Below are 25,402 nucleotides of genomic sequence, written 5' to 3'. Positions count from 1 at the left end.
ATAACAAAAATAGCAGTTACCTTAATATTCATAAGGTAGCTGCTATTTTATAATTTATTTAGTCACTTTTAGATTTAAAATTTACTGTCCTTAATTTGCAATACTAATTGTTTCAATTTCTCCAGTCATTTTGTCCAATAATTTCTTTTGCTTTGCATCGAAGAAATAGTAAACTTGTCTTTCATCGGTTTCTGAGCGTAATTTAGAAATGAGTTCTTTCTTATAGATTTTACGAATAATCACATCAATTTTACTAGTATCCCATAACATCTCGAAATGTAATGTGTCTCGTAACTCTTTACCACTAATTTTAGTGTCTGCATAAACCTTGTAAAGAACTACAAATTCTTCAATAGAAATACGATATGTTGTTTTAAGCCAATGCTTTAATTGACTTAATTCTCTCTCTGATTCAATAAAACGTTGTACTTTGTTACTCATAATAATATGCCTCCTAAGTTGATTCTTGGATGTTGTGTTTGTGTGATAAAACTCAATTGCTTATTTTTATTATATTACAGGTTTTGCATTTAATCTATAACAAATATTAAAATTGCCTCTAAATATTGTTTTGAAATTAAACAATTTAAACAATCAGTTATATGTTGAAAGGCATTTAAAATATCTAAATAGGTTTTGTCGTAGCTATATTAACTAACTAAATGTATAAAATTATGGATTTAAAATGTTTAACATGAAGACTTAAGCATATATTGTCTATAAATACTCAAAACTGCATTAATTGTTTCTTGCTCATTTAATATAATTTATTAGTATTATAAACTTTTGAAACTAAATTTAAATGCTTATAATATAATGTCCAAATCCCATAAGTAGTAAAATTCTAAACTACGCCTATCCACCTATATAATTCATATTAATTTTTTTCTTTCTATTATTCTCAATAGTTTGCATCGTACGCTTATCAGAGTACTGATCGTTTCTAATACTCCACAATCGTTTAAATTGTGCTTTTAAATCATCATCTGTAGCTCCATTACGTATTAAGGCTTTTACATCAAACCCTTCTGAGGTGGCAAATAAACAACCATAAAATTTACCATCTGAAGACAATCGAGCACGCGTACATGTGGAACAAAATGATTCAGATACACTCGTAATTAGACCAAATTGTGCATCACTATCTTTATGTCGAAAATATTTAGCAACTTCCCCATAATATTTAGGCGCTACAGGACTTATCTCAAAATGTTGTTCTATCATATTAAGCATTTCTTCTTTAGTTACAACTTTATTGAAATTCCATCCATTATCGTTACCTACATCCATAAATTCAATAAAACGTACTTCAATATTTTTATTTTTAAAATAATCAATCATCGGAATAATTTGATTATCATTAACCCCTTTTTGAATAACCACGTTTACTTTAACTTCAAAACCTATTGATACTGCATAATCAATTTGTTCTAAAATTGTAGACGCTTTAATATTTCTATTGTTAATTTCTTGAAAAACGTTATCCTCAATCGCATCTAAACTTACATTAATACGTCGTAAACCAGCTTGATATAAATTTTTTCCATGTTTTTTTAATAACAAGCCATTAGTAGTCAATCCAATATCCTCTATACCATCTATGAGATTTAATTGCTCTATAAGTTTATAAAGATTGCGTCGTAAGAGAGGCTCTCCTCCTGTAATTCTTATCTTTTTAACTCCTAATTGAGCATAAATCTTTGAAATTCGTGTTAATTCTTCAAAAGTAAGCAATTCATCCTTAGGTAAAAAAGTGTAATCATCTCCAAAGATTTCCTTTGGCATACAATAATCACATCTGAAATTACATCGATCAGTGACCGATATTCTTAAATCCCGTATTGGACGGCCTAATTTATCTTGTATTACCGCTTTCATTGTTGGACCTCCTTATTCATTTATCTGCATTTTTAAAGAGTCCAAATCATGCTGAAAATTAATATTCTTATACCAATAATGAGGCGAGTCAATTTCAGTAACGTCTAACCAATCTGTTGATAATTGTTTAAAGACATGCTTTAGACTTAAATGATTTGAATTTAAAGCTTTTTCAATAAAAGGAAACGTCGAAAGTGTATAAAAACCAATCGTCGGTATACATATTTGTCCTTCTTTAAATGCTACAATATCTATACGTGATTCAATTAATTTTGATACCATGAAATGATATAACCCATTCACTGCTTTACTTGTAATCATTGGTGTATCAACAGATACAATGAAAAACAATTCTTCATCCATGTATTGCTTCATCACTGAGTAAATTCCTGTTAGCGGCCCTTTATTTTGATGATGTTCGTCATCAATAATCACATATTCATATTCAAACTGAGAAGCTAATTGTGAATTAGTGCTAATGATAATGCGATTAAACATATTTGTAGATTTTAACGTTTCTATAATTTTTTGATAAAAATATTGATTATCAATTTTAGCAAAAGCTTTAGCTTTACCAAATCGGCTAGATTCTCCACCTGCTAAAATAATTGCTTTCATCTTGATCAACCCCCACTGACCGGTGGAATGAGCGCAATTGTATCTCCTGGTTGGACCATATCATCTTGTCTGACGAATTCTTCATTAACAGCAATTTGAAATTTTTTAGATTTAAGTTCTCTATGGCGTTTTAATAAATATGACTCGAATTCTTGAACAGTTAATGTCGTATCTAAATGTATTGTTTCAGTAGATCGATTGAGCAACTCTTTTAACTCTGCAAAATATAAAATTTTCATCTTGCTTACCCCTTTTTTGCTTCATTATATGTTCCCTTTTGTTGGCCTTGCCATTCAGCACCATCATCCCAAATTTCCTTTTTCCAAATTGGAACAATTTCTTTTATGCGCTCTATGGCGTATTCATTTGCTTCATATGCCGCTTTTCTATGAGGAGAAGATACTGCAATTAAAACTGCTATATCTGATATTTGTAACGGCCCAATTCGATGTACAATTGTTGTTATTGTTCCAGGCCACTTTTCTTCAATTTCTTTTCCAATTTGAGCTAATTTTTTCTCAGCCATTGGTATATAAGCCTCATATTCTAAGTGTTGTGTACGAATACCTTTAGTCCACTCTCTTACGTGACCAGTAAATACGACTACGGCACCTTGACGTTCGTTAATCGTAAAATCCCTATATTGTTCTGTTTCAATAGGTTGAGTCACGATTTCAAATTGCTTCATTTAATTCATTCCCTTATCCTTAATTAATTTGTTGAGTAAGTGCTCAAGTTGATTATTTGCTCGTGGATGATTGGTTTCTATTTTCCCTATGACGTGAGAAAGTCTTTGTAGAGTTCTTAATTCATCATTATTTTTATAAACGATAATTTTATCATAATTTTCTTCTTTAAAGCCCTCAACTAAAATGATACTACAATCAATTGTAACAGAATTTTCAATTATTTCTCTAAGCGATTGTTTCTTATTACGTGTCACTGTTTGCTGTAAATGATGCCCCTGAACAATACTTTGATCTGCGCCCGCAGCAAAATGTTTCATGTGGTCAACATCAGATGACTGTAATTCAATTTCTTCACCAATATGCCCGTGATGTTTAATTGTTGCTACTGAATAACCTCGTTCTTTTAAAAATGATATCGCATGGTTCATCAATGTAGTTTTCCCTGAATTTTTCATACCTACAATTTGTAAAATCATAGTATCAATTCCTCTTCAAAACTATTAGATTCGGTCAAAATCACATCAACAATGTTACCTGCTTTAAATCCACGTGTACCACCAGGAAGCATAATCATAGCATTAGCGTGCGCAATAGCTACAACTGCACCTGATTTATTAAATCCAGATGGTATTACTGTCATTCCAGCTTTTGTTAATGTTGCCTTAGCACGAATCAATCGTGTAAATGGGTTAGCTTTATTAAAATCTTCCATAAGTGTAGCTTTGATTATTTGCGGATAACAAGCTTTAGCTCCCATGAGCTTATTTACAGCGGGTTTAACATATAATTCAAATCCTGTATAGCAGGCTGAAGGATTTCCAGATAAGCCAAATAAATATTTACCATCTACAAATGCAACCGTAGTAACACTACCTGGTCTTTGAGCCACTTTGTTAAATAGTATCTGCGCTTGGATGGACTTGTATATTTCTGGTAAGTAATCAAAATCTCCTACCGACACACCTCCAGTAGTAATTACTAAATCATGCTCTGATAAAGCTTTTCTTACGACCTCAATACTCTTTTCTAGATTATCATGCTGAACTTTATACATTCCAACTTGTATTCCGAATTGTTTAGCTAATGCTTTAATCATCGGTCCGTTTGAATTTCGTATCTTTCCTGGTTCAAGCTCATCTTCTACTTCAAGCAATTCACTACCTGTAGCAATTACTGCAACAGTTGGTTTTCGAGACACTCGCACTTTAGTATAACCGTATGTTGCTAAGACTGCTATCACACCAGAGTTAATACGCATACCTTTATGCAGTACGATATCACCAGCATTTATTTCTTCACCTTGTAGTGAAATATTTTCTAAATGTTTAAAAGATTTTCTAATTGTAAAAGTTGTTTCAGATTCAATAGTTTGTTCAAACATTACTACTGCATCAGCTCCAGAAGGAATCTGAGCACCAGTCATTATTCGTATTGCTTGGTTTTTATCAATTGTTTTTTCTGAAACTGAACCTGCACCGATATGATCTATTACTTCAAATTCAATACGGTTTTCGCCACTTGCACCTTGTGAATCTTCACTTCTAATTGCAAATCCATCATAAGGTGATTTATTAAACCTTGGTATATCATAGGTCGCAACAATATCTTCAGCAAGAATATGTCCTAAACTTTCATCTAAATTAACATTGATATTCTTCACTTCTACATGTTGTTTCATAATACGATTAATTGCTTCTTTAACTGATATTGGCGTTCTTTTCTCTACAGACATACACTCATCTCCAAAAAATATTAATTTTCATGATATACTTACTCCTAATAGGAGGGAAAAAATGACTCATTTCACACATATTAATAAACAAGGTAATGCTAAAATGGTTGATGTTTCTAATAAGAAAATTACAAAACGTGTAGCAGAAGCACACTCAAGTATAATAGTTAATGAAAAAATTTATAGACAAATTACTCAAAATACTAATAGTAAAGGAAATGTACTTAATACTGCGCAAATTGCTGGTATCATGGCAGCTAAAAACACTTCTACAATCATTCCAATGTGTCATCCATTACCACTTACAGGTATAGATGTATCCTTCAAATGGGGTTCAAATAATGATGATTCATATCGTTTAAATATTACAGCGGTCGTGTCTACAACAGGCAAAACTGGTGTTGAAATGGAAGCATTGACTGCTGCTTCAGTTACAGCACTTACAATCTACGATATGACAAAAGCTATAGACAAAGGCATGGTAATTGGCGAAACGTACTTAGAATCTAAATCTGGTGGTAAATCTGGCGACTTCCACAGAAAAAATTTATAATTCTATTCATTATATACATTAAAAATTCCTACATTATATCTAAAATCTTGAAATTACTTAATTCCTTATGTCTTTATTTAATTCAAACACTAAGTGACTCAATTCAGGTTTAATTAATTTTTCTATTGCAAGTTTAATTGCACCTGTTGAGCCAGGAAGTGCAAAAATCAAGGTATTATCACAGGTACCTGCAATAGCTCGAGTTAATAATGCTCTTGTACCAACATCTTCGGTATAACTTAAGTATCTAAATAATTCACCAAAACCTTCTAATTCTTTAGTTAATAATGGGCGAACAGCTTCTATTGTCACATCTCTTTGTGAGATACCTGTTCCTCCCGTTGTAATAATGACATCTAGTTGATTTGGTGAAGCTAACCAAAGCTTAAGTTGGTGTGTAATAGCTTCTATATCGTCTTTAACAATTCGATAATAATTAATATCAACATGATTTTCATGTTGATTTATCAAAGATTGAATCAGTTGACCACCTTTATCAGAATCATAATCTCTCGTATCCGATACAGTCAAAATTGCTACATGAATCGGTCTGTTTAAATGAATATTCTGATGTTGATGTTTGTGCATGTTTATCCACTCCCTTATATTTAACCAAATAGTTGATGCATTAATTGAATTGCTTTTTTAGGTTCTGTCGTTCCATGTATCAAAAATCTACCACCAGAAAATGCAACAATTCGATATTCTCTAAACCTAAACATTGTCATATATAAATTCGTACGATGTTGAATATGATTTCGTTCGAGAAATGATAGTAATATTTCCTGAGAAATATCAGCATTTTTATATTGAACAGTGTCTCTTCCACATAAGGTCGCGTAATCTTGTTGATGTTGATTAAGGTGTGGATATGTTGGAGCATGACCACATGTTTTACAATCTTCATTTTGCATACGACTAAAACCAAATGTATAATAATCCCCTTCCCAAATATCCCCGTAAGTGAAGTGTGTGTTAACCTTATTACCAGTCAATAACTTTAATGCATCACTGAGTTGTAAACTGGTTGTCATTGTTACAGCTGGTTGAATAACTCCAACCGTATCACATGTTAAATTAATAGATGGTAATTGAGGCATTAAGCAATTAAAACACGGTGTTTGCCCAGGAATAAACGTTGCCTGAACATATGTACTTTGAACAACACCACCATATATCCAAGGAATCTGATGTTTATAAGCAAAGTCATTAATTAACTGACGCGTATCAAAATTATCAGTTGCATCTAATATAATATCGACATCTATTCCATGTTGCTCTAAGAAATTGTAATTGACATGCTCAATATAAGCATCTATCTCTACATCTTTACGTATCTCTTTTAAAACTTTCTGTGCAGCGATTACTTTTGGTAGTACATCTTCTGCATCACGCTCTGTAAAGAGTGTTTGTCGTTGTAAGTTGCTAAATTCAATGTAGTCTCTATCAACAATAGTTAACTTATTTATTCCTGCTCTCACTAATCCCTCAGCTAAGTGTGTTCCTAACGCCCCCATACCTACTATAAGTACATGTTTTTTCTCAAGTTGACTTTGACCTTTTAAACCAATTTGCTTAAACAACACTTGTCTCGAGTATCTTTCTTGCATCAAATCCCTATACCTCTCTTTATATTTTGAATATACGAATAATTGTTAAAATTAACAGGTAAATAGCACTTCTTGCTATATTTTTATTTAATCTTCAATTGTTATAATCTTATGTGCCATTTGTTGCGCTTCATAATTTGAATGCGTTACAAATATAATGGGAATTTTCCATGCTTCGAATATTTTTAAAATTAATTTGATACCTTCTTTTTTTGTCTTATCATCTAAACTTGAAAAAGGCTCATCAAGCAAAATTAAATCGGGTTTCGTACTTAGCGCCCTAGCTAAAGCGACGCGCTGAGCTTCACCTCCTGATAAGGTCACAGGATACTTTTCAAGTAAATGCTCTATTTTTAGAGTATGAATAAGTTGATTGATATGTTCAGAAGGCTTAGTCATAAACGTTATATTGTTATAAACATTCATATTAGGGAAAAGTTGATAATCTTGAAATAAATATCCTATACGACGTTGTTGAACCTTAACATTCAAATGATGTCGTGAATCAGTTAATACACGTTTACCAACCTTTATATATGAATAATTTATAGCTTTCAAACCGGCAATTATATTTAAAATTGTTGTCTTTCCAATTCCAGATGGTCCTTGTATCGCATATATCTTAGGGAGTTGATCATCTATGTTTATATTAATTTTCGTCTGATTAAGCACACCATTCAATTTAATTGTGAGCATTTAATCAACCTCCCTAAACGTATCACGATTAACTAGATTAATAGTCGCTATGACAGTTACCGCAAATGCAACTAATACAAGCACCCATAACCAAGCTTCATTTTCTTTCCCTTGCTCCACTAAAAAATAAATTTCTAAAGGCAATGTGTTTGTTTTGTCTGGAATATAGCCAGCAACCATCAAAGTAGCACCAAATTCACCTATTGCTCTTGCAAAGCTCATCATAATACCTGCAAGAATAGAACGTTTAGATAATGGTAACACCAATTTAAAAAATATTTTTGTTTCACTTGCTCCCATGGTTCTTGCAGTATTTAACATCTTTGAATCTATACTTCGAAACCCATTCACTGTATGTTGATACATAAGGGGAAAACTAACAATGACAGATGCAATCACTGCACCTGTCAAAGTAAATACAACTGGTAAGTGTAAGATATTAGTAAAGAATTCTCCTACAGGACTTCTTGTTGAAAATATAATTAATAATATAAAACCAAGAACAGTAGGTGGTAACACAATTGGTAAAATGATAAAACTTTCTAATAGATTTACCCAATATCTATTTTTATTGTATAGCCATTTAGAAATCAATATGCCAAAAATAGTAACTATCATTGTACTAATTAAAGCAACACGAAAAGAAATCCAAAAGGACGTTAAATCAGGCATAGCTCAGAACCCCTTATACAGAAAATTGATATTCTTTAAGAATTTGTTTAGCTTTATTAGATTTTAAGAAGTTTATCCATTCTTTAGCTAATTTTTTATCTGAAGTTGCACCTGCTTTATAAGTAATTGGTTTACTTAATTTAATTTCTTCGATGACTTTAACTTTATTTGCTTTTTTCTTTTGTTGATATAAGTCTGTTTTGTATACGAATCCTTCCTGTGCGTTTCCTTTTTCTACATAATTTAATACTTGTTTTACGTCTTTAGCAAAAATAATTTTATCTTTAACATCACCATATAAATGTTGATCATCTAAATATTGTTTTGCATATTTACCTGCAGGCACTGTTTTTATTTGTCCTAGTGCGAGTTTGTCGTTTTGATTTAAATCTTTTACAGAGGTATAACTTTTATTTTTATCACCAATTAATACAAGCTGATTCTTTGCATAATTATAAGTATCATATGCTTTGTTTTTTTTCTTCAACAGATCTATATCTTTAGTGTTAGCTGACATCATGACATCTGCCGGAGCACCCGCTTCTATTTGTTGTCTTAACGCACCTGATCCGCCATAGTTAAATTTAATCTCTACATTTGGATGGTCCTTTTTAAATTCATTTCCTAATGATTTACTGACTTCAGTCAAACTTGCTGCAGCAGAAACTTGAAGTTCTTGTTTATCACCTTTTGGCGATTGTTTTTCATTCTGTTCTTTATTCAGACCTCTCTCATTGGTACAACCTGCTAATACTATACTTAATGTTAAAATAGTAATAAAAATATGTTTAATTTTCATGATAGCCTACCTCCATTTAACCTTTATTATACGCTTTAAATAATATTTGAAAAAGAAATAAAATGTGATAAATTATGTCATTATTTATACAACTAAATGTACTCGAATTGACTTTATAAAATCTTCTTAAAAGTCCTTTCCTAATAATAGGATATACAAAAGAGTGAGAAGTGAGTTACATTTAAGATAATAAGTAGTCATGATTAAAGGGGTAAAAAAATGAAAAAAGATGTGACGCAAAAACAAACTATAATCAAATTTGAGAATGGACACTTATATACAGCATCGGATTCATGTGTAACAGAGATGCCATTAACAATTAAAGTCAACGATATTGAGTTTGCAACTATTATTTGTAGTCCAAACCATTTAGAAGAATTGACTTTAGGTTTTCTTGCATCTGAAGGTATATTCTTAAAGAGGAATGACTTACAATCCATTCATATTGACGAAAGTAAAGGATTCGCTCATGTAAAACTAACTCAATCAGTAGGTCAACAATTCGAACATCCTACAAAACGTGTGCTTGCTTCCTGTTGTGGTAAAAGCAGAGCCTTTTATTTTCAAAATGATGCTGCTATTGCCAAAACATCAATGACAAACATTCAACTTCAACCCAAACAAGTTATTAATTTGATGACGCAATTACAGGATGCAAGTATTATTTTCAAACAAACGGGTGGTCTTCATAATGCTGCTATCAGTGATGGAAAAGACTTTTTTGAACATCGCCACGATATCGGACGTCATAACGCTCTTGATAAATTATACGGTTATTGTATTCAACGACATATATCGGTGAGAGATAAGGTTTTGATTTTTAGTGGCCGTATTTCATCAGAAATTTTAATCAAAGCATCTAAAATCGGTGTAGGAATTATATTATCTAAATCTGCCCCTACCTCACTTGCAATACAACTTGCAAGAGATTTAAACATTACCGCAATTGGGTTTATTCGAGAAAATCATTTTAATATCTATAGTCATCCAGAAAGAATCATAAATTAATTTTAAACTTAAATGAATTTTAAGGTTAACACTACATGTCCGATCACCTTTGAACATATAAAAAATAACCTAAGATAGATTTAATAATCCATCTTAGGTTATCACTTCGATGTAAAATTTCGATTAACTTAAATATTTTCTTTTAAAATATGATACTTAAAACCTTGATATACATATCCTTGTCTTAGATACATATCTTTAGCAGTATCTTCTCCATCTGCAACAAGAATAACAGGTCGCTCGTTAGCCATACGTCCAACGTAAGCTTGTATTTCAGAACCAATACCTTGATGTTGGAATTCTTTTAAAACCCCAAAACCATCTATTTCTATTGCTTTATCCGTCATTATAGTATCAACTATTCCTACTGGTTGTTGGTTAACATATGCAACTAAACGTTCAATGTCATCCAAGTTGTGTGAGCTATAAATATGTTGTTTAACCATGTTGGCATAGTTATCACCAAAAGGCCGTGCAAACGCATCATAGACATGAAGGTAATCATTGATATTACTACTTGTTACAAGTTGAATATCTACGTCTCTTTTGCGTGAAAGTTCCTTTAACGCTTTAGCTTCAATGACATAAAGCTCAAGTACTCCTATCTGAAAACCTAGGTCACGTATTTTTTCCATCAATACTTCATCTATATTTTCATTAGCTGGAAATGAAAATGAAAGATGATAGGATGATTGATTTAGATGCGTTTTCTTTTGAACCTCAATGTCTTTAAGCCATTGATTCATTGTTGGCATCGTTTTATAAATCCACGTGTTACTCGCATATTTTAAAGGTTGAGAAGGTAAGAGATAAATCACCTTTCTAGAATCTTCAGTTATTTTATTTCCATCAATATAAATATCTTTAAAAGTTATTTTCGACATAAATATCGCCTCATCAACTTCATTATTATTTTTTAGTTACTGAATAAGAGTCTTGAAACGTGAATGATTTAAAATTGCTGCACCTATTAAACTTGCAATAATAGCCTTAATAATATCACCTGGCATAAATGTAAATGATAATATAAATGCCTTAGAGATAGGTATATGTATAATGAAGCCCATAATGATTGTACCTAATATATCTAATCCTAATACACCGATAACTAGTGTAGCTATAAAAATCACTAAGAAATTAATTTTATGCAAATATGCATCACGAATAATACCTATAAAGTAAGCTACAACAGGATATAAGAATAAGAATCCTGCCGAAGGTCCTGCAAATACGCCAATTCCCCCACGGCCTCCAGAAAGCACTGGCAAACCTGTAGCTACTAATAATAAAAAGACAATAACACTTGTAGTACCAAGTTTTCGCCCTAAAATAATTCCTGCCAAAAAGATTCCTATATTCTGTAATACAATAGGTACTGGCATAAATGGCAGAGGTACACTTGGTACTAAACCTAAAATACAAATGATAGCAGTCATTAAAGCTGTATATACTAAATGTTTTGTAGTCACTTGTTCATCCTCCTTACATAGATTTTATTATAGCACCCTTGTAAACTTTTATGAACGAAAAGTTTACAATAAGTTGAAGTAGATGCACCTTTTTATTAACAAATAAAACTTAGGACTCAATTTTCTTTGCTAAATCCGTTATGTATTTAAAAAATGCTTGTTTATTTACATCCGTAATGACTTGAACTTCACGTCCATTTTCAGATTGGAATGTTCTCCCTTGACTAGGTCCTTGACTGACTACATCAATTTTCAATTTCGTTGATTCAACTAAATTTGGAGAACCCACATAAGCAGTAGTTAATACATCCCATAAAAAGTATGTTGAATTGGTCACAAAATGTGTGAGTGGTGGTACTGCTGCGTAACTTGTGCCCAGAAAATCAACGCCTAAATATTGTCTTTTATCTGCCCACATTTGACGAACTTCCATTGTTAGAGGGACTTGATTTGTACTTTCTAAAGCAACAATATCGACAATCATATCACTATCTAATACAACTTTTACAGCCTCGGGATCCCAAAATGCATTCCATTCAGCTGTACCATCATGTTCTGGTTCTTCAACATTTCCTTTGTCTAAAAACGTTCCACCCATCCAAACTAATTTCTCTATATTTTTTAAAATTGAGTTGTCATAGTTTATAGCTTTAGCTAAATCTGTAAGCGGTCCAGTAAATAACAATGTAACTTTCTCATCACAACGCTTCACCTTACGAATAATATCTATATACGCCTCGTCCTCACTAGCCTTACATCTTTTGGGTATACAAGACTCATTTAGCACTGGTAGGGCATCCATAAAGAAAGCATGCATTCTCCATTCTTTTGGAAAAGGATTTTTCCCTCTTTCATATGATGGTGCTACATTAATTTCAACGTCTGAAAAACGATTTATAATCTTTAATGAAGCACTTAATGAAGGTTCTAAATAGCAGTCTGCACCAATCGTACTTACACCAACAAGTTCTATATTTTCCATTTGTAATAATAAAAATAGTGACACTAAATCATCAACGCCACCATCATGATTAAAATATACTTTGGTCATAGTTGATACTCCTAACGTTTTTTAATGAATAACTTAATTATATTTGAAATCTTTTATGACACCAAATAATTTCAAGTTGATCATTGAATACATGCCAATCTATAAATATTTAGCAGTTACACAGCGATTTCATTATGATTGCATTAGAAAAGCCTGTGACAAAAAGATTGTCACAGGCTTGCTTAACTTGAAGTCTATCAATGACTAAATTAAATTATTAATGTACATCGCGCTTTTTTTAAAATTTATATGCGTTGCAATGAAGAACATTAAATTCCATCTCATTCCTTTAAAGAATATCAATATAACATTAGAGTTTGTTTGTAATACTTTTAGCAATATTAGTGTAAGCCATATCTTCCATTGGTGGATTATGTAATCCAGCACGTATATCTCTATAGTACCGCTGAAGAGGTCTGTTCATTTCTAGGCTCTTAGCTCCAACTATTCTCATAGCTAAATCAACGATTTCTATACCTTGGTTCATTACCACCACTTTACTTGCTGAGGTTTCATTCCATATTTGTGCATCCTCTGTATATGATTGATATCCTCTAGCTGTACTCCATAGAAAATGTCTTGCAGAAAGTAATAAACTTTCCATTTTCCCTAAATTTTGTTGCACTGTAGGTAAACTATCAATCGTACCTGTAATACTGTTAGGACGATAATTTTTTGCAAAATCTACTGCATAGTCACGAGCTGCTTGTGCAATACCTAGATAACAGCTCGGTATATGAAGAAGCCAACCATTAGGTCTTGATTCACGTTTTGATTCTACAAAATTTTCATTAGGAACATGAACATTATCAAGAATTAAATCATGGCTCTCAGTCGCTCTCATACCAACCATATCCCAATTGTCAGCAATACTTACTCCTTTAGTTGACCGAGGAATTAAAAAGAATCCTATCGATTTAGTTTCTTCAACATAGGCGCCAACAATATAATGTGTCAATGCTTTACTCATAGATGTAAAGGTTTTAACACCGTTTATAACATAACCATTTTCAACTTTAACAGCATGTGTAGATGGGCGACCACCTCTAGTAGGACTACCAGTTTCCGCTTCACTGACTGCTCTATTGATCAGTGCACCGTGAACAACTTCTTTAGCAAAGGAATCTAACATTGATGGTGTCCACATATGTTGCTCGTACAATTGACCAATTACACTCAAATGCCACCCTATAGATAAAGCAGTCGCTCCATCAATAGCACCCAAATAACTTTGTAAAATCACCATATCTTCAATAGTAGCACCTTCACCTCCATACTCTACAGGCAAAGTTAGTTTAGTATATCCTTCCTTTATCAGCCATTCAATATTTTCATATGGAAATCTAGATTGAATATCATTTTCAGCTGCACGTGTTTTGAATTCACTTTCAATCTTTTTAAATTTACGAATCCACTTCTTTTGAATGTCAGTGTGAATTAAAAAAGACTCCATCACATTCACGCCCCCTATGACTCATTTTATTTTAAAATTAATTATTCATAGTTTAACACTCGACTTTATTTTTTCAAAATTTACGAATGGATCTTCATACGCATTTTTCTCTGATATTGAAAAGTTACCAATAAATATATACATAACTTAACTATGAATATATCTAATTAGTCAATTTTATTTCTTTTATAAAATTTCAATATAAAATCATCGCCACATTCATAATGAAGACAGATGCTTTTTAGTAGAATTTTGATTTTCAAATACATTTAAATTTTATAAAGTAATGCTAAAATTTCGGACATAAAACGTAGTGAATTAAATATCTGTTCTAAAACAGTTGTGATTATAAATTTAAAAATAATCATAGTGTATCAATTAAGGTTAACTCAATTTGCAAATTTTAATATTTTCACTTTAATTATGCATTATTTATACAGATTGATTTTTAATTCCTGCAAACAACATAATCCATGTAGCAAAAATAAATGGCCATGTTAAAGGTGGTAAACCTAGAGGTGCGAGCAATGTACTCAAACCTAAATGTATGAATGCAGTGAGCACTATTCCTAAAATCATTGCGAGATAACTATGGATTGCTGTCTCAAAAGTGACACCTAGCGCAATCGCAGATAAAACTACATTATAGCCAAAAATGCCGTCATTTATACTACTATAGTCTCCACCCAATAATATAATTATTAGGAACCCAATGATGTTTGCAATTATAGAAACAATTCCAGCTTTTTTAGAACCTATAAAAATCCCTATTAGAATTAATAAACCACCTATTATGCTGGGCATTAAAAATATTTGTCCAAATCCATCTAAAACTGATTGAAAAAAATGAACACGGATGTGGTCATTATTTAAAGATACCTTTTCTATATGCTCCGGAATAATATCAATCTGAGTATGTAACGTTTTAAGTTGATTAGGTATTAACAAAGTAATCCACGTCATAATAACAAACGGGCTAGTTAAAAATGCTATTTTATGTGGTTTCAATACTTCTCTTACCGCTGCTCCAATCGGTAACGTTAAAATAGTGGATACGAATGTGATTAATATACCGCTCCAATTGCTATCCAAAAATAAAGTAAGTGCAATTGCTGTTAATACAGGGTTAAACCCGGCTAATCCACTTTCGATTTCATCTTTTGTGTAATTCATATGTGGTGCCAATATCCAAGTCATTACACTTGCAATTATAGCACTGATTGCTACTTTCCAATTCACTGCAAACAATCCAATTAAAATGAACAATCCAGTATATGGATTATTAATTAAAACCACTTGAGAGATACTACTTAAAATTACTTTTATCAATTTCAATTTTATAGCCTCCTTTTATTCACAACATTAATTATTTAATAAAGACAATTTTCAAATTACCACTAAATATTCACCATATCAATTACATTTTACTAAAATAATGTTTATGTACGCTGGATATTTTTCATATTTATTCAACTTTATACACTTAATTTTAAAAAAACATTGTTAATTCTATAAAATTATCAAAGTATTATACTTGTATAATTCATTAAATGGTTTTAATATAAAATTCGCAAGACAAATTAATTTGAAAGAAGGGATAGTTTTGCACTTTACACAACGTGAACAAGACAAATTAATGATAGTTGTAGCTGCTGAAGTTGCACGTCGTAGAAAAGCAAGAGGACTTAAACTTAATCATCCTGAAGCACTTGCTTTAATCAGTGATGAATTATTAGAAGGCGCGCGTGATGGTAAAACGGTGGCTGAACTCATGAGTTATGGAAAAACAATTTTAAATGAGGACGATGTCATGGAAGGCGTAGCTAACATGATTACAGAACTTGAAATTGAAGCAACTTTTCCAGATGGTACTAAGTTAATAACAGTCCATCACCCAATCGTTTAAGGAGGCTATATCAATGATTCCTGGTGAAATTATTGTTAAAAACACTGAAATAGAAATCAATAAGCATCACCCCGAAACGGTGATCGAAGTAAAAAATACAGGCGATAGACCTATACAAGTAGGTTCACATTTCCACTTTTTCGAAGCAAATAAGGCATTAGAATTTGATCGTGAGAAAGCATATGGTAAACATTTGGATATTCCTGCAGGCGCAGCTGTGAGATTTGAACCTGGTGATGAAAAAAAAGTACAACTTGTCGAATATTCTGGACGACGTAAAATTTATGGATTCCGTGGTTTAGTCGATGGCGATATTGATGAAGAACGCGTATTTCGTCCAAATGATTCAAATCAAAACGCCGCTGTTAAAAACGATGCAGGCGAAGACAATGCGAATAAAAAAGGTGGTAAATAAGCATGAGTTTTAAAATGACACAATCTCAATACACTAGTCTTTATGGACCAACTGTAGGAGACTCTGTGAGATTAGGAGATACGAACTTATTTGCACAAGTTGAGAAAGACTATGCAAATTATGGCGATGAAGCTACTTTCGGTGGCGGTAAATCAATTCGTGATGGTATGGCTCAAAATCCTAATGTGACAAGAGATGATAAAAATGTAGCTGATTTAGTTTTAACTAACGCATTAATTATTGATTATGACAAAATTGTTAAAGCAGATATCGGAATTAAAAATGGTTATATTTTTAAGATCGGTAAAGCTGGAAACCCAGATATAATGGATAACGTTGACATCATCATTGGTGCAACAACTGATATTATTGCTGCTGAAGGTAAAATTGTTACTGCTGGCGGTATCGATACACACGTGCACTTCATCAATCCGGAACAAGCTGAAGTTGCACTTGAGAGTGGTATTACAACGCATATCGGTGGAGGAACTGGTGCTTCTGAAGGGGCTAAAGCGACTACTGTAACACCAGGACCTTGGCATATTCATCGTATGTTAGAAGCAGCAGAAGAGATGCCTATTAATGTAGGATTTACTGGTAAAGGTCAAGCTGTCAATCATACTGCACTTATTGAACAAATTCATGCAGGCGCTATAGGTCTTAAAGTACATGAAGATTGGGGAGCTACACCTTCAGCATTAAGTCATGCATTAGACGTTGCAGATGAGTTTGATGTTCAAGTCGCTTTACATGCAGATACATTAAATGAAGCTGGATTTATGGAAGATACTATGGCTGCTGTTAAAGATCGTGTATTGCATATGTATCATACTGAAGGAGCTGGTGGTGGTCATGCACCTGACTTAATCAAATCAGCTGCATATTCAAACATCTTACCTTCTTCAACAAACCCAACATTACCTTACACTCATAACACTGTAGATGAACATTTAGACATGGTTATGATCACACACCATCTTAATGCTTCAATACCAGAAGACATTGCATTTGCAGATTCTCGTATACGTAAGGAAACTATAGCAGCAGAAGACGTATTACAAGATATGGGCGTATTTAGTATGGTAAGTTCAGATTCACAAGCAATGGGACGTGTCGGTGAAGTTGTAACACGTACTTGGCAAGTTGCACACCGTATGAAAGAACAACGCGGACCATTAGATGGTGACTTTGAATATCACGATAATAATCGTATTAAACGTTACATTGCAAAATATACAATCAATCCTGCCATTACACATGGTATTTCTGACTATGTTGGATCTGTAGAAGCGGGTAAACTTGCCGATTTAGTAATGTGGGAACCTGAGTTCTTCGGTGCCAAACCCGATCTTGTTGTTAAAGGTGGCATGATTAACTCAGCAGTAAATGGTGATGCCAATGGCTCCATACCAACTTCAGAGCCTTTGAAATATCGCAAAATGTATGGTCAATTTGGCGGTAACATTACACATACTGCTATGACTTTTGTTTCTAATACTGCATACGAAAACGGTATTTATCGTCAACTTAATTTAAAACGTATGGTACGTCCTGTTAAAAATATTAGAAATTTAACTAAAGCAGATATGAAAAATAATAATGCTACACCTAAAATAGATGTGGATCCACAAACATATGAAGTATTTGTTGATGGTAATAAGATTACGAGTGAAGCAGCAAAAGAATTACCTTTAACGCAAAGATACTTCTTATTCTAGGAGGACGTAAATCATGATTATAGAAGAAATACAAGGAAATATTGCTAATTTATCACAAGATGAAAAGCAAAAACATGTTGAAAAAGTCTATCTTGAAAACTCAGATTTGGTTAAACGTATACAACGTGTTAAAACAGATCACGGTAATGAAATAGGAATACGTCTTAAACAACCCATTGATTTACAGTATGGTGATATCTTATATCAAGACGATACAAACATGATTATTGTCGATGTAAATAGTGAAGACTTACTAGTAATTAAGCCTAGAAGTTTAAAAGAAATGGGAGATATTGCCCATCAACTTGGTAATCGACATCTGCCTGCCCAATTTACAGAAACTGAAATGCTTATTCAATATGACTATCTTGTTGAAGATTTATTAAAAGAGTTGGGTATCCCCTACTCACATGAAGACAGAAAGGTCAATCAAGCATTTCGACATATAGGACATTCGCATGATTGATCATCAACATTTAAGACTATTTCAGTTCTGTGATTCTCAGTTTCCAACTGGTGCATTTAGTCATTCATTTGGACTTGAAACATATATTCAAAGAGAAGCTGTTCATGATACTGAGACATTTATTGAATGGTTAACATTGTTTATAAATGAACAATTAACTTATTCAGATGGGTTAGCTATGAGAATTGTGTACAACGCATTAATACGCAATGATAAAGATAAAATTTTAGATATTAACCAAAAACTATTCGTACAAAATTTACCTAAAGAAACACGTATTGGCGCTAAGCAAATGGGCACACGCATGGTAAAATTAGCTTTAGATCTTTATGAAAGTGAATGGATTCAATGGTATTATGACCAAATGAAAAGTCATAAAATACAGCTTCATCCAGCTGTGTGCTTTACTATGCTAGGACATGATTTAGGCGTCAATGTAGAGTCCATCATTGATTATTACTTATATCAAAATATCTCTAGCCTTACCCAAAATGCAGTTAGAGCGATTCCTTTAGGACAAACAGCTGGGCAGCAAGTCGTAACTGAAATGATATCCCATATCGAGAAGGTACGTAATCACATACTAGAATTAGTTGAGAGTGATTTTGGTATGACTGCTCCTGGCTTAGAACTTAATCAAATGGAACATGAAAATGTTCATGTTAGAATCTTTATTTCATAGGAGGCATATGAGATGTCAAATCCAATTAAAATTGGTATCGGGGGCCCTGTTGGTGCAGGTAAAACCCAATTAATAGAAAAAGTGGTTAAACGTCTTGCCAAAGAAATGAGCATTGGCGTTATAACAAATGATATCTATACTAAAGAAGATGAAAAAATATTAGTTAATACTGGTGTTTTACCAGAAGATAGAATCATTGGTGTAGAAACTGGAGGTTGTCCTCATACAGCGATTCGTGAAGACGCCTCAATGAACTTCGCAGCCATAGATGAGTTATTAGAACGTAATGATGATATTGAACTCATTTTTATTGAATCAGGTGGCGATAACTTAGCGGCTACGTTTAGTCCAGAACTTGTTGACTTTTCAATTTATATCATTGATGTTGCACAAGGCGAAAAGATACCACGTAAAGGTGGTCAAGGTATGATTAAATCTGATTTCTTCATTATTAATAAAACAGACCTTGCACCATATGTGGGCGCTTCATTAGATCAAATGGCTAAAGATACTGAAGTATTTCGTGGAAATCGTCCATTTGCTTTTACAAATTTAAAAACTGATGAAGGTTTAGAAAAAGTTATTGAGTGGATTGAGCAAGACGTCTTACTCAAAGGATTAGCTTAATGGGTAATCAGAGTTGGACTGGCCAATTGGATTTAACAGTTTTTAATAATGGCCAAAGCTCAAAAGCACGAAATATATATTTTGAAAAAGCGCTCAAAGTCCTACGCCCTATATACTTAGAACAATCTCCTGTACCAACTTTCTATATTGTGAATGTTGGTGGAGGTTATCTAGATGGAGATAGATACCGGGTCAACGTCAACTTAGAAGATAAAGCACAAGTAGTACTCACTTCTCAAGGTGCAACTAAAATATATAAGACGCCCAATGATCATGTAGAACAGTATCAAACATTTCATTTATCAAATCAGTCATATATGGAATTTGTGGCAGATCCTATTATTGCCTACGAAAATGCTAAATTTTACCAGCATAATACGTTCCATCTTAAAGAAGATAGTGCTATGTTTTACACTGATATATTAACACCAGGATATTCATCTAAAGGGCAAGATTTTACGTATAAATATATGCATCTTATTAATGAAATTTACATTGAAAATCAATTAGTTGTTTTTGATAATATGATGTTAAGTCCTGAGAAAAGTAAACTCGACGGTATTGGGTATATGGAAAACTATACACATCTAGGTTCTGCTTATTTTATCCATCCGGACGTAAATCAAAGTCTCATAGACGATATTTACGTGGCGGTTGCTGATTTTCAAAAACAATACGACTGTAGAATAGGTATCTCACAATTACCTACTCATGGATTGGCTGTTCGTATTTTGACTAAAAGAACTCAAATAATAGAAGAAATTTTGACTCGTGTTCAATCATATATCAATCAAACGATTTATCATCGACAAATTAACTCCTTAAGAAAATATTAATTTTTTCAAATAAAAAGACTAGGTACTCACTTTAAAGTGGGATACCTAGTCTTTTTTAGAAATCTTCATCTTAAAAACACACATGAAACGCCAGTGTCTTAGTATTATTTGATATAGTTTTCTAATTCTAAAATCAATTTTTTTATTTTTTCTCGTTGTTCATCGGATACAAATACAATTACTGTTCTTTCATCATGCACGCTTCTTTTTTTAGATAATAAATTTAAATCTTTTAATTTTTGTAATGCTTTAGTTAAATAATACGGTTTAAACTCTGAACATGTAGCAATTTCTTTTGAAGATATTTCGTTAGATTCACTTTTCAAAATGTGATTAAGAATATAAATTTCTTCATAATTTAAATTATATTGCTTTTTAGTATCTCTAAAAAATTTTTTAACTTGAAATGTCGCATTAACCAAATCATTGATGTCTTTAATTTTTCCCATTATAAAACCACTCCTCTGATGCACATCTTGTTGTAGCAAGGTTCACATGTATTTTATCTAACCGAAAATTTCTCCGCCCATGTTACAAGGTACATTTTAAACAAATAAGTATAAGAATTCAATATTTTTATAACTACAAAATGCATTTATACATTTATTTCTTAACCAAAACATTTATAATAGTGAAATTGATGTAATTAAAAATATTAATACTAATAATATATCACTAATTACGTCATCGTATTTTTTAAAATTTTAATATAACATATCTGTTTAATTGGAATTAATTCGTATACATCAAAAGAGCAGTCAAATTTTTTACATAAGGCATTTTAAAGGTATCAAATCTTTTACAATTCAAAATTTTAAGTTCATTGTAAATACCACATAATAAACTAGTATATTTATTGAATTTGTTGTTTTATATAATCAACAAAAGCTTGTACATCTTCAGTCTTAATTTCACGCATTGGAACTGTTCCAATATTGAACTCAAATATAATATCTGAACCATCAAAATGAATTTGATTAATTTCATCATAACGTATATTTCGATAATAAAATTGTCCATTCATATCAACATTCATAATTAACCGCTCATTTGTTGCTATGAAGGCACCTTCAAATTTAGTCTGGCCCTGTACGTTATACTCAATTACACCTAATACAGAGGGGCCTTTTTTCTCGGTAGGAAATAAATCATCTGGATTCACATTGTCTAAAATCATTCTTTCAACTCCTTTTAGTTAATACAAATTTTATTTTACACATGCTGTATTCCCTGTTCTAATTTATTGTAACATTCCTCGATTTCTGACTGAATCACATTAATTTTTTCTTTTCTAAGTGTTAATACAATATAGCGTTCATCATCTCTACTACGACTTTTAATGAGATAACCTTTTGACTGTAAGGTCTTAATAATAGGTCCCAATGAAATGATTCCCTTTAAAGAATGTACTTTTATGCTTTTAAATGTAGTCTTGTTATCACTAATGATAAGTAACCCAAGAAGGTATAATTCTTCTAATGTTAAATGTTGAGGGGTACAAGATTTTTCAATCACTCTAAATTGACTATGGCATTTTAAATAATACGATAATAAAGTTGAATGATTGATTTCGTTTATTAATGTAGATTTCACCTCTAAGAAGTGTTCTAGTTCTTCAATTAATTGAGTTATTTTACTACATTGATTTTGAGTTAACGTAATAACTAGTCTACGTTGGTCGTATGGATGTCGTTTTTTTGAAATCCAATTAAATTCATATAGATGTGTAATACTTTTTAACAATTTGTTTTTTTGATAATTTTTGTAAAAGATGATCATATTTAAACTTAATTCTTCTTTATGATTTTCAGTGAAATGTAATATAAATATTAATAATTTAAGCTGTTCAATTGTCAGCTGGTAGCCATATTTCAAATATTCTATTGTGACGTGATCTAATACAAAATGGGCTAAGAATTGTTTAATCTTCTGTTGTTGCATTTGATGATAATCCTTTCTTAGTCAACAACCTTGCACGACTACGAACAAAGAAATGTTAAATGAGCAATACTCATTTTAGGAAGATCAACTATTGCTTGTTGGCTTTCTTTACTCTTCAACTTTGCTAACCAATATTGATGTGGGTATGGTATATGACTATCTAGCTCATCATTCTCATTCATTAAAAGTGGTATCATTTCTATATATTCATATTCTGCATGGTTGAGTGATTGAATATCTGAAAAAATTAATTGTTGATGGTTTACATTTTCCTTAATCGTATTTTTTAAAGAGATAGCAATGGCCTGATATTCATACTTATATTTAGTCATAATGATTGCATCATCTTTATAGACGATTGTCCCCCTTAATTGGTTAAACATTCTTATTACATATGACAAGATATGATACGGTTTTAAATTTGAATGATATGTTACTGTGGTAGCGTAATCAGAGGAAGGTTGTATTAAAACACCTCTCACTTCTCCACACATTTTAATTAATGTATGAATATGTTGAATCCATGGATATTCCACAATCTCACTTTTTAAATCGGTCAAATAGCTAGTTTCCAAAATGACTTTTTCAAATGATATCTCTTTAATATATAAATGTAATTGATTAATAGGAATGAAAATTTGAGTCACTTGTTTTTCTAAATTTTGATAATTAACATTTCCATTTTTCTCATTTTTAATACGATAATTTAACTTATAATATTCAAAATAAGAACTAATCATCTTTTTTAACTGCACTACTTGTTTTAACATCATGTCCTCTACAATAAATTCAATCTCAAGTTGATTAAATTCTCTTAGCATGATGAATAACATTTGAAATGTTAATTTCAGGGCCATTTTTTCCTTTGATGTAAAAGTATCATGTCGATCGGTAATGATTTTAAATGTTGGAATTAAATTCAAACCGGAACAAAAACGTAAAATTTTCAACATCTCATAACGACATAACTCTTTGTTTTCAATCATAGAAGTGTAGTTAAGCTCTATTACATAGCGCATTGATTTTTGACTTAAACTTAAATTACGCTTTATATGAATTATCTGCTCCTGATCAAGAATAGTACTTCGGTTATCTTCAATATAAATATCATAAGAACGATATTTTTTCTCTTTATCTGACATCTCAATATATTTTTTACTTATTATTTTTGAATCTAAATCTTGTAATTCGTGAATGTTCATAAGAAAATGTCTATCTAAATCAATTTCTTCAGCAGTATTTTTGAAGATAGACGTCGCTATATAATCTTTTCTAATCAATTTAGGTGTGTAACCATATGTATTTTTGAATAATTGTATAAATCGAGAATAATGATGAAAACCATGATCTATAGCTATTTCTTCGATAGGTTTATGGGTTGTCAAAATATCTATAAGACAAAATTTTAATCTAAGTTGATTTAAATATTGATTAAATGTTTGAAATGGCGTTTGTTTAAACATAGATGTAAGTGCTTGATTTGATAGGTTAACAGCTTCAGCTAGTTCATGTTTGTTGATTTTACTGTCATGATGATCCACTAAATATTGATGTATATCTTCAGATAAATAAAAATCTTTATTGACATCAAGTTTTGGTTTCTTTAGATAACTCAATTCAATAAGTAAAAATTGTATCAATCTTTGTATCTCGGACACATCATTATAAGATAAACAATGTAACTCTAATATTTTTAATATCCAGTATTTTATTCTATCTCTACTACGTTCATCAATCTTTGTACCACTTATTAAAAATTGCGTATCCTTCTGACTAGTATATCGATGTATTGGTATATCGATAATACAACACATGGTATCCGTATTACTTAACAGTGAATACGTATCATTCATTACTACAAACGCTATATCATCTTTCTTTAATGTATGTTTCTGAACATTGATAGTGATTTCACATTTCCCTTTCAAACAATAAAATACCTTTACACTCAGTGCCTTTTCTGTATTAATGGCTAAATTATTAAAAACACGTATCGAATAATTTTCTCTCATATGTCTTCCTCACGATGTCCTAGTGTGTATTTTAAATTAAACTTCTCCCCGATTGCTAAACTAAATTTAACTAGACAACATCTATTTTTCAGTGTCTATTATACAACTCTCAAAAAATTAGTAGTAACAAATTAGATTTTAATTATATCAATTTTCTTTTCTATTTATATAGCTTTCTCAAAATATTGCTCAATCATATCATCAAATCAACGTAAAATATCAAAAATTCAAATACTGTTTATTCACATTGCTATGTTAATTATTATCAAAAAGAATTTTCAGTAATTTTACATTCATGTAACAATGTTTGTGTTGCTCAAAATCAAATACTTTAAAAATGCTGAGCGTATCATTTCTATTCATATTACATAAATTAATTGGGTTAAATGAGATTGTGTAACAATATTAGCAAAAAATTACAAATCAATAACAATGCACACAAACATCAATTTTTCTGTTAGAGTATGGCTTGTCGTTAAACAAGAACGAACTAAAAATTATTTTGTAACTCATTGATCACATGATTATTAATTATAAAAAAACTAGTTTAATTTTCAGGAGGATATTTAAT

The 25,402-nt window shown here is 31.5% G+C and carries 30 protein-coding genes; 9 read left to right on the top strand and 21 right to left on the bottom strand.

Going from position 1 to position 25,402, the window contains the following annotated elements:
* Positions 1–90: 90 nt before the first annotated feature.
* The 7 genes from ACVBFA_RS05145 to ACVBFA_RS05115 form a co-directional block, all read right to left on the bottom strand.
* A complete protein-coding gene (locus tag ACVBFA_RS05145) occupies positions 91–441 on the bottom strand; it encodes a SarA family transcriptional regulator (RefSeq protein ID WP_001832414.1) in 351 nt (116 codons plus the stop codon).
* A gap of 414 nt (positions 442–855) precedes the next feature.
* Positions 856–1,878, bottom strand: a complete 1,023-nt coding sequence (gene moaA, locus ACVBFA_RS05140; RefSeq protein ID WP_126122744.1) for a GTP 3',8-cyclase MoaA — start codon at positions 1,876–1,878, stop codon at positions 856–858.
* 12 nt (positions 1,879–1,890) lie between these two features.
* Entirely contained in the window at positions 1,891–2,496 is a 606-nt protein-coding gene (mobA, locus tag ACVBFA_RS05135) for a molybdenum cofactor guanylyltransferase MobA (RefSeq protein WP_126122697.1), read from the bottom strand.
* A gap of 5 nt (positions 2,497–2,501) precedes the next feature.
* Positions 2,502–2,735, bottom strand: coding sequence for a molybdopterin converting factor subunit 1 (moaD, locus tag ACVBFA_RS05130; RefSeq protein ID WP_002475369.1), 234 nt, complete (start codon positions 2,733–2,735; stop codon positions 2,502–2,504).
* Positions 2,736–2,740: 5 nt separating this feature from the next.
* Positions 2,741–3,184, bottom strand: a complete 444-nt coding sequence (locus ACVBFA_RS05125; protein WP_002487084.1) for a molybdenum cofactor biosynthesis protein MoaE — start codon at positions 3,182–3,184, stop codon at positions 2,741–2,743.
* The gene (mobB, locus tag ACVBFA_RS05120) at positions 3,185–3,661 is read right to left on the bottom strand and encodes a molybdopterin-guanine dinucleotide biosynthesis protein B (protein WP_002475355.1); all 477 of its coding nucleotides are present in this window, start codon (positions 3,659–3,661) and stop codon (positions 3,185–3,187) included.
* Positions 3,658–4,917 carry a molybdopterin molybdotransferase MoeA gene (locus tag ACVBFA_RS05115; RefSeq protein WP_126122698.1) on the bottom strand — a complete coding sequence of 420 codons (1,260 nt, stop codon included), beginning with the start codon at positions 4,915–4,917 and terminating at the stop codon, positions 3,658–3,660. Before ACVBFA_RS05115 ends, mobB begins: the two co-directional genes overlap by 4 nt.
* Positions 4,918–4,978: 61 nt before the next feature.
* On the opposite strand from ACVBFA_RS05115, the gene moaC reads away from it, so the two are divergent.
* Positions 4,979–5,470 (top strand): cyclic pyranopterin monophosphate synthase MoaC, encoded by a 492-nt coding sequence (gene moaC / locus ACVBFA_RS05110; RefSeq protein WP_002447309.1) that lies wholly within the window; start codon positions 4,979–4,981, stop codon positions 5,468–5,470.
* Between the two features lie 57 nt (positions 5,471–5,527).
* On the opposite strand, the gene ACVBFA_RS05105 is transcribed toward moaC, so the two are convergent.
* From ACVBFA_RS05105 to modA, 5 genes are all read right to left on the bottom strand, one after another.
* Entirely contained in the window at positions 5,528–6,058 is a 531-nt protein-coding gene (locus ACVBFA_RS05105) for a MogA/MoaB family molybdenum cofactor biosynthesis protein (RefSeq protein WP_002447308.1), read from the bottom strand.
* A gap of 20 nt (positions 6,059–6,078) precedes the next feature.
* Positions 6,079–7,080 (bottom strand): ThiF family adenylyltransferase, encoded by a 1,002-nt coding sequence (locus ACVBFA_RS05100; RefSeq protein ID WP_447158792.1) that lies wholly within the window; start codon positions 7,078–7,080, stop codon positions 6,079–6,081.
* A gap of 87 nt (positions 7,081–7,167) precedes the next feature.
* Positions 7,168–7,776 (bottom strand): ATP-binding cassette domain-containing protein, encoded by a 609-nt coding sequence (locus tag ACVBFA_RS05095; protein WP_046044414.1) that lies wholly within the window; start codon positions 7,774–7,776, stop codon positions 7,168–7,170.
* Positions 7,777–8,448: a molybdate ABC transporter permease subunit gene (gene modB, locus ACVBFA_RS05090; RefSeq protein ID WP_001832420.1), complete on the bottom strand. Its 672-nt coding sequence runs from the start codon at positions 8,446–8,448 to the stop codon at positions 7,777–7,779.
* A 13-nt stretch (positions 8,449–8,461) separates the two neighbouring features.
* Positions 8,462–9,247, bottom strand: coding sequence for a molybdate ABC transporter substrate-binding protein (gene modA / locus ACVBFA_RS05085; RefSeq protein WP_002487079.1), 786 nt, complete (start codon positions 9,245–9,247; stop codon positions 8,462–8,464).
* A gap of 219 nt (positions 9,248–9,466) precedes the next feature.
* On the opposite strand from modA, the gene fdhD reads away from it, so the two are divergent.
* Positions 9,467–10,255, top strand: coding sequence for a formate dehydrogenase accessory sulfurtransferase FdhD (gene fdhD, locus ACVBFA_RS05080; RefSeq protein ID WP_002490203.1), 789 nt, complete (start codon positions 9,467–9,469; stop codon positions 10,253–10,255).
* Positions 10,256–10,383: 128 nt separating this feature from the next.
* Here the strand turns inward: fdhD and ACVBFA_RS05075 are convergent, their stop codons facing one another.
* The 5 genes from ACVBFA_RS05075 to yut all read right to left on the bottom strand — a co-directional run bounded on the left by ACVBFA_RS05075 (position 10,384) and on the right by yut (position 15,563).
* Complete coding sequence (locus ACVBFA_RS05075; RefSeq protein ID WP_002490199.1) at positions 10,384–11,139, bottom strand: GNAT family N-acetyltransferase; 756 nt, start codon at positions 11,137–11,139, stop codon at positions 10,384–10,386.
* Between the two features lie 36 nt (positions 11,140–11,175).
* Complete coding sequence (locus ACVBFA_RS05070; protein ID WP_002473886.1) at positions 11,176–11,724, bottom strand: biotin transporter BioY; 549 nt, start codon at positions 11,722–11,724, stop codon at positions 11,176–11,178.
* Positions 11,725–11,833: 109 nt separating this feature from the next.
* Positions 11,834–12,775, bottom strand: a complete 942-nt coding sequence (locus ACVBFA_RS05065; protein WP_002447300.1) for a nucleoside hydrolase — start codon at positions 12,773–12,775, stop codon at positions 11,834–11,836.
* A gap of 310 nt (positions 12,776–13,085) precedes the next feature.
* Positions 13,086–14,228 (bottom strand): acyl-CoA dehydrogenase family protein, encoded by a 1,143-nt coding sequence (locus ACVBFA_RS05060; protein WP_447158791.1) that lies wholly within the window; start codon positions 14,226–14,228, stop codon positions 13,086–13,088.
* Positions 14,229–14,660: 432 nt separating this feature from the next.
* The gene (gene yut / locus ACVBFA_RS05055) at positions 14,661–15,563 is read right to left on the bottom strand and encodes an urea transporter (RefSeq protein ID WP_002487085.1); all 903 of its coding nucleotides are present in this window, start codon (positions 15,561–15,563) and stop codon (positions 14,661–14,663) included.
* A 268-nt stretch (positions 15,564–15,831) separates the two neighbouring features.
* Here yut and ACVBFA_RS05050 point away from each other — a divergent pair, with 268 nt between their 5' ends.
* From ACVBFA_RS05050 to ACVBFA_RS05020, 7 genes are read left to right on the top strand one after another with little or no spacing between them, the layout of a single operon-like run.
* A complete protein-coding gene (locus tag ACVBFA_RS05050) occupies positions 15,832–16,134 on the top strand; it encodes an urease subunit gamma (RefSeq protein ID WP_002476246.1) in 303 nt (100 codons plus the stop codon).
* 13 nt (positions 16,135–16,147) lie between these two features.
* Positions 16,148–16,549 (top strand): urease subunit beta, encoded by a 402-nt coding sequence (locus ACVBFA_RS05045; protein ID WP_002447296.1) that lies wholly within the window; start codon positions 16,148–16,150, stop codon positions 16,547–16,549.
* A 2-nt stretch (positions 16,550–16,551) separates the two neighbouring features.
* Positions 16,552–18,267: an urease subunit alpha gene (ureC, locus tag ACVBFA_RS05040; RefSeq protein ID WP_002476243.1), complete on the top strand. Its 1,716-nt coding sequence runs from the start codon at positions 16,552–16,554 to the stop codon at positions 18,265–18,267.
* Positions 18,268–18,280: 13 nt separating this feature from the next.
* Positions 18,281–18,733 (top strand): urease accessory protein UreE, encoded by a 453-nt coding sequence (gene ureE / locus ACVBFA_RS05035; RefSeq protein WP_002457967.1) that lies wholly within the window; start codon positions 18,281–18,283, stop codon positions 18,731–18,733.
* A complete protein-coding gene (locus ACVBFA_RS05030; RefSeq protein ID WP_002491557.1) occupies positions 18,726–19,415 on the top strand; it encodes an urease accessory protein UreF in 690 nt (229 codons plus the stop codon). The genes ureE and ACVBFA_RS05030 overlap by 8 nt, the downstream gene beginning before the upstream one ends.
* A 12-nt stretch (positions 19,416–19,427) precedes the next feature.
* Positions 19,428–20,042: an urease accessory protein UreG gene (gene ureG / locus ACVBFA_RS05025; RefSeq protein ID WP_002447292.1), complete on the top strand. Its 615-nt coding sequence runs from the start codon at positions 19,428–19,430 to the stop codon at positions 20,040–20,042.
* Positions 20,042–20,878: an urease accessory protein UreD gene (locus ACVBFA_RS05020; protein ID WP_002491569.1), complete on the top strand. Its 837-nt coding sequence runs from the start codon at positions 20,042–20,044 to the stop codon at positions 20,876–20,878. Before ureG ends, ACVBFA_RS05020 begins: the two co-directional genes overlap by 1 nt.
* Before the next feature lie 104 nt (positions 20,879–20,982).
* Here the strand turns inward: ACVBFA_RS05020 and ACVBFA_RS05015 are convergent, their stop codons facing one another.
* The 4 genes from ACVBFA_RS05015 to ACVBFA_RS05000 form a co-directional block, all read right to left on the bottom strand.
* Positions 20,983–21,327, bottom strand: a complete 345-nt coding sequence (locus tag ACVBFA_RS05015) for a SarA family transcriptional regulator (RefSeq protein ID WP_002457969.1) — start codon at positions 21,325–21,327, stop codon at positions 20,983–20,985.
* A 404-nt stretch (positions 21,328–21,731) separates the two neighbouring features.
* Complete coding sequence (locus tag ACVBFA_RS05010; protein ID WP_002447289.1) at positions 21,732–22,055, bottom strand: PH domain-containing protein; 324 nt, start codon at positions 22,053–22,055, stop codon at positions 21,732–21,734.
* A 35-nt stretch (positions 22,056–22,090) separates the two neighbouring features.
* Positions 22,091–22,819 (bottom strand): transcriptional regulator, SarA/Rot family, encoded by a 729-nt coding sequence (locus ACVBFA_RS05005; RefSeq protein ID WP_126122529.1) that lies wholly within the window; start codon positions 22,817–22,819, stop codon positions 22,091–22,093.
* 38 nt (positions 22,820–22,857) lie between these two features.
* Complete coding sequence (locus ACVBFA_RS05000; RefSeq protein WP_126122530.1) at positions 22,858–24,831, bottom strand: helix-turn-helix transcriptional regulator; 1,974 nt, start codon at positions 24,829–24,831, stop codon at positions 22,858–22,860.
* Between the last annotated feature and the right edge of the window lie 571 nt (positions 24,832–25,402).

The organism is Staphylococcus sp. MSU001, assembly GCF_052976705.1.
This window is presented reverse-complemented; position numbering and strand designations above follow the sequence as displayed.

What these genes read in the sequence shown, in the direction of transcription:
- modA (WP_002487079.1), bottom strand. Translation starts at nt 9,247, where the DNA reads ATGAAAATTAAACATATTTTTATTACTATTTTAACATTAAGTATAGTA.
- ureG (WP_002447292.1), top strand. Translation starts at nt 19,428, where the DNA reads ATGTCAAATCCAATTAAAATTGGTATCGGGGGCCCTGTTGGTGCAGGT.
- moaD (WP_002475369.1), bottom strand. Translation starts at nt 2,735, where the DNA reads ATGAAAATTTTATATTTTGCAGAGTTAAAAGAGTTGCTCAATCGATCT.
- ACVBFA_RS05010 (WP_002447289.1), bottom strand. Translation starts at nt 22,055, where the DNA reads ATGATTTTAGACAATGTGAATCCAGATGATTTATTTCCTACCGAGAAA.
- ACVBFA_RS05000 (WP_126122530.1), bottom strand. Translation starts at nt 24,831, where the DNA reads ATGAGAGAAAATTATTCGATACGTGTTTTTAATAATTTAGCCATTAAT.
- ACVBFA_RS05075 (WP_002490199.1), bottom strand. Translation starts at nt 11,139, where the DNA reads ATGTCGAAAATAACTTTTAAAGATATTTATATTGATGGAAATAAAATA.
- ureE (WP_002457967.1), top strand. Translation starts at nt 18,281, where the DNA reads ATGATTATAGAAGAAATACAAGGAAATATTGCTAATTTATCACAAGAT.
- modB (WP_001832420.1), bottom strand. Translation starts at nt 8,448, where the DNA reads ATGCCTGATTTAACGTCCTTTTGGATTTCTTTTCGTGTTGCTTTAATT.
- ACVBFA_RS05060 (WP_447158791.1), bottom strand. Translation starts at nt 14,228, where the DNA reads ATGGAGTCTTTTTTAATTCACACTGACATTCAAAAGAAGTGGATTCGT.
- ACVBFA_RS05065 (WP_002447300.1), bottom strand. Translation starts at nt 12,775, where the DNA reads ATGACCAAAGTATATTTTAATCATGATGGTGGCGTTGATGATTTAGTG.
- mobA (WP_126122697.1), bottom strand. Translation starts at nt 2,496, where the DNA reads ATGAAAGCAATTATTTTAGCAGGTGGAGAATCTAGCCGATTTGGTAAA.
- ureC (WP_002476243.1), top strand. Translation starts at nt 16,552, where the DNA reads ATGAGTTTTAAAATGACACAATCTCAATACACTAGTCTTTATGGACCA.
- fdhD (WP_002490203.1), top strand. Translation starts at nt 9,467, where the DNA reads ATGAAAAAAGATGTGACGCAAAAACAAACTATAATCAAATTTGAGAAT.
- ACVBFA_RS05115 (WP_126122698.1), bottom strand. Translation starts at nt 4,917, where the DNA reads ATGTCTGTAGAGAAAAGAACGCCAATATCAGTTAAAGAAGCAATTAAT.
- ACVBFA_RS05015 (WP_002457969.1), bottom strand. Translation starts at nt 21,327, where the DNA reads ATGGGAAAAATTAAAGACATCAATGATTTGGTTAATGCGACATTTCAA.
- ACVBFA_RS05005 (WP_126122529.1), bottom strand. Translation starts at nt 22,819, where the DNA reads ATGCAACAACAGAAGATTAAACAATTCTTAGCCCATTTTGTATTAGAT.
- moaC (WP_002447309.1), top strand. Translation starts at nt 4,979, where the DNA reads ATGACTCATTTCACACATATTAATAAACAAGGTAATGCTAAAATGGTT.
- ACVBFA_RS05030 (WP_002491557.1), top strand. Translation starts at nt 18,726, where the DNA reads ATGATTGATCATCAACATTTAAGACTATTTCAGTTCTGTGATTCTCAG.
- ACVBFA_RS05125 (WP_002487084.1), bottom strand. Translation starts at nt 3,184, where the DNA reads ATGAAGCAATTTGAAATCGTGACTCAACCTATTGAAACAGAACAATAT.
- ACVBFA_RS05045 (WP_002447296.1), top strand. Translation starts at nt 16,148, where the DNA reads ATGATTCCTGGTGAAATTATTGTTAAAAACACTGAAATAGAAATCAAT.
- ACVBFA_RS05145 (WP_001832414.1), bottom strand. Translation starts at nt 441, where the DNA reads ATGAGTAACAAAGTACAACGTTTTATTGAATCAGAGAGAGAATTAAGT.
- moaA (WP_126122744.1), bottom strand. Translation starts at nt 1,878, where the DNA reads ATGAAAGCGGTAATACAAGATAAATTAGGCCGTCCAATACGGGATTTA.
- mobB (WP_002475355.1), bottom strand. Translation starts at nt 3,661, where the DNA reads ATGATTTTACAAATTGTAGGTATGAAAAATTCAGGGAAAACTACATTG.
- ACVBFA_RS05095 (WP_046044414.1), bottom strand. Translation starts at nt 7,776, where the DNA reads ATGCTCACAATTAAATTGAATGGTGTGCTTAATCAGACGAAAATTAAT.
- ACVBFA_RS05100 (WP_447158792.1), bottom strand. Translation starts at nt 7,080, where the DNA reads ATGCAAGAAAGATACTCGAGACAAGTGTTGTTTAAGCAAATTGGTTTA.
- ACVBFA_RS05105 (WP_002447308.1), bottom strand. Translation starts at nt 6,058, where the DNA reads ATGCACAAACATCAACATCAGAATATTCATTTAAACAGACCGATTCAT.
- ACVBFA_RS05020 (WP_002491569.1), top strand. Translation starts at nt 20,042, where the DNA reads ATGGGTAATCAGAGTTGGACTGGCCAATTGGATTTAACAGTTTTTAAT.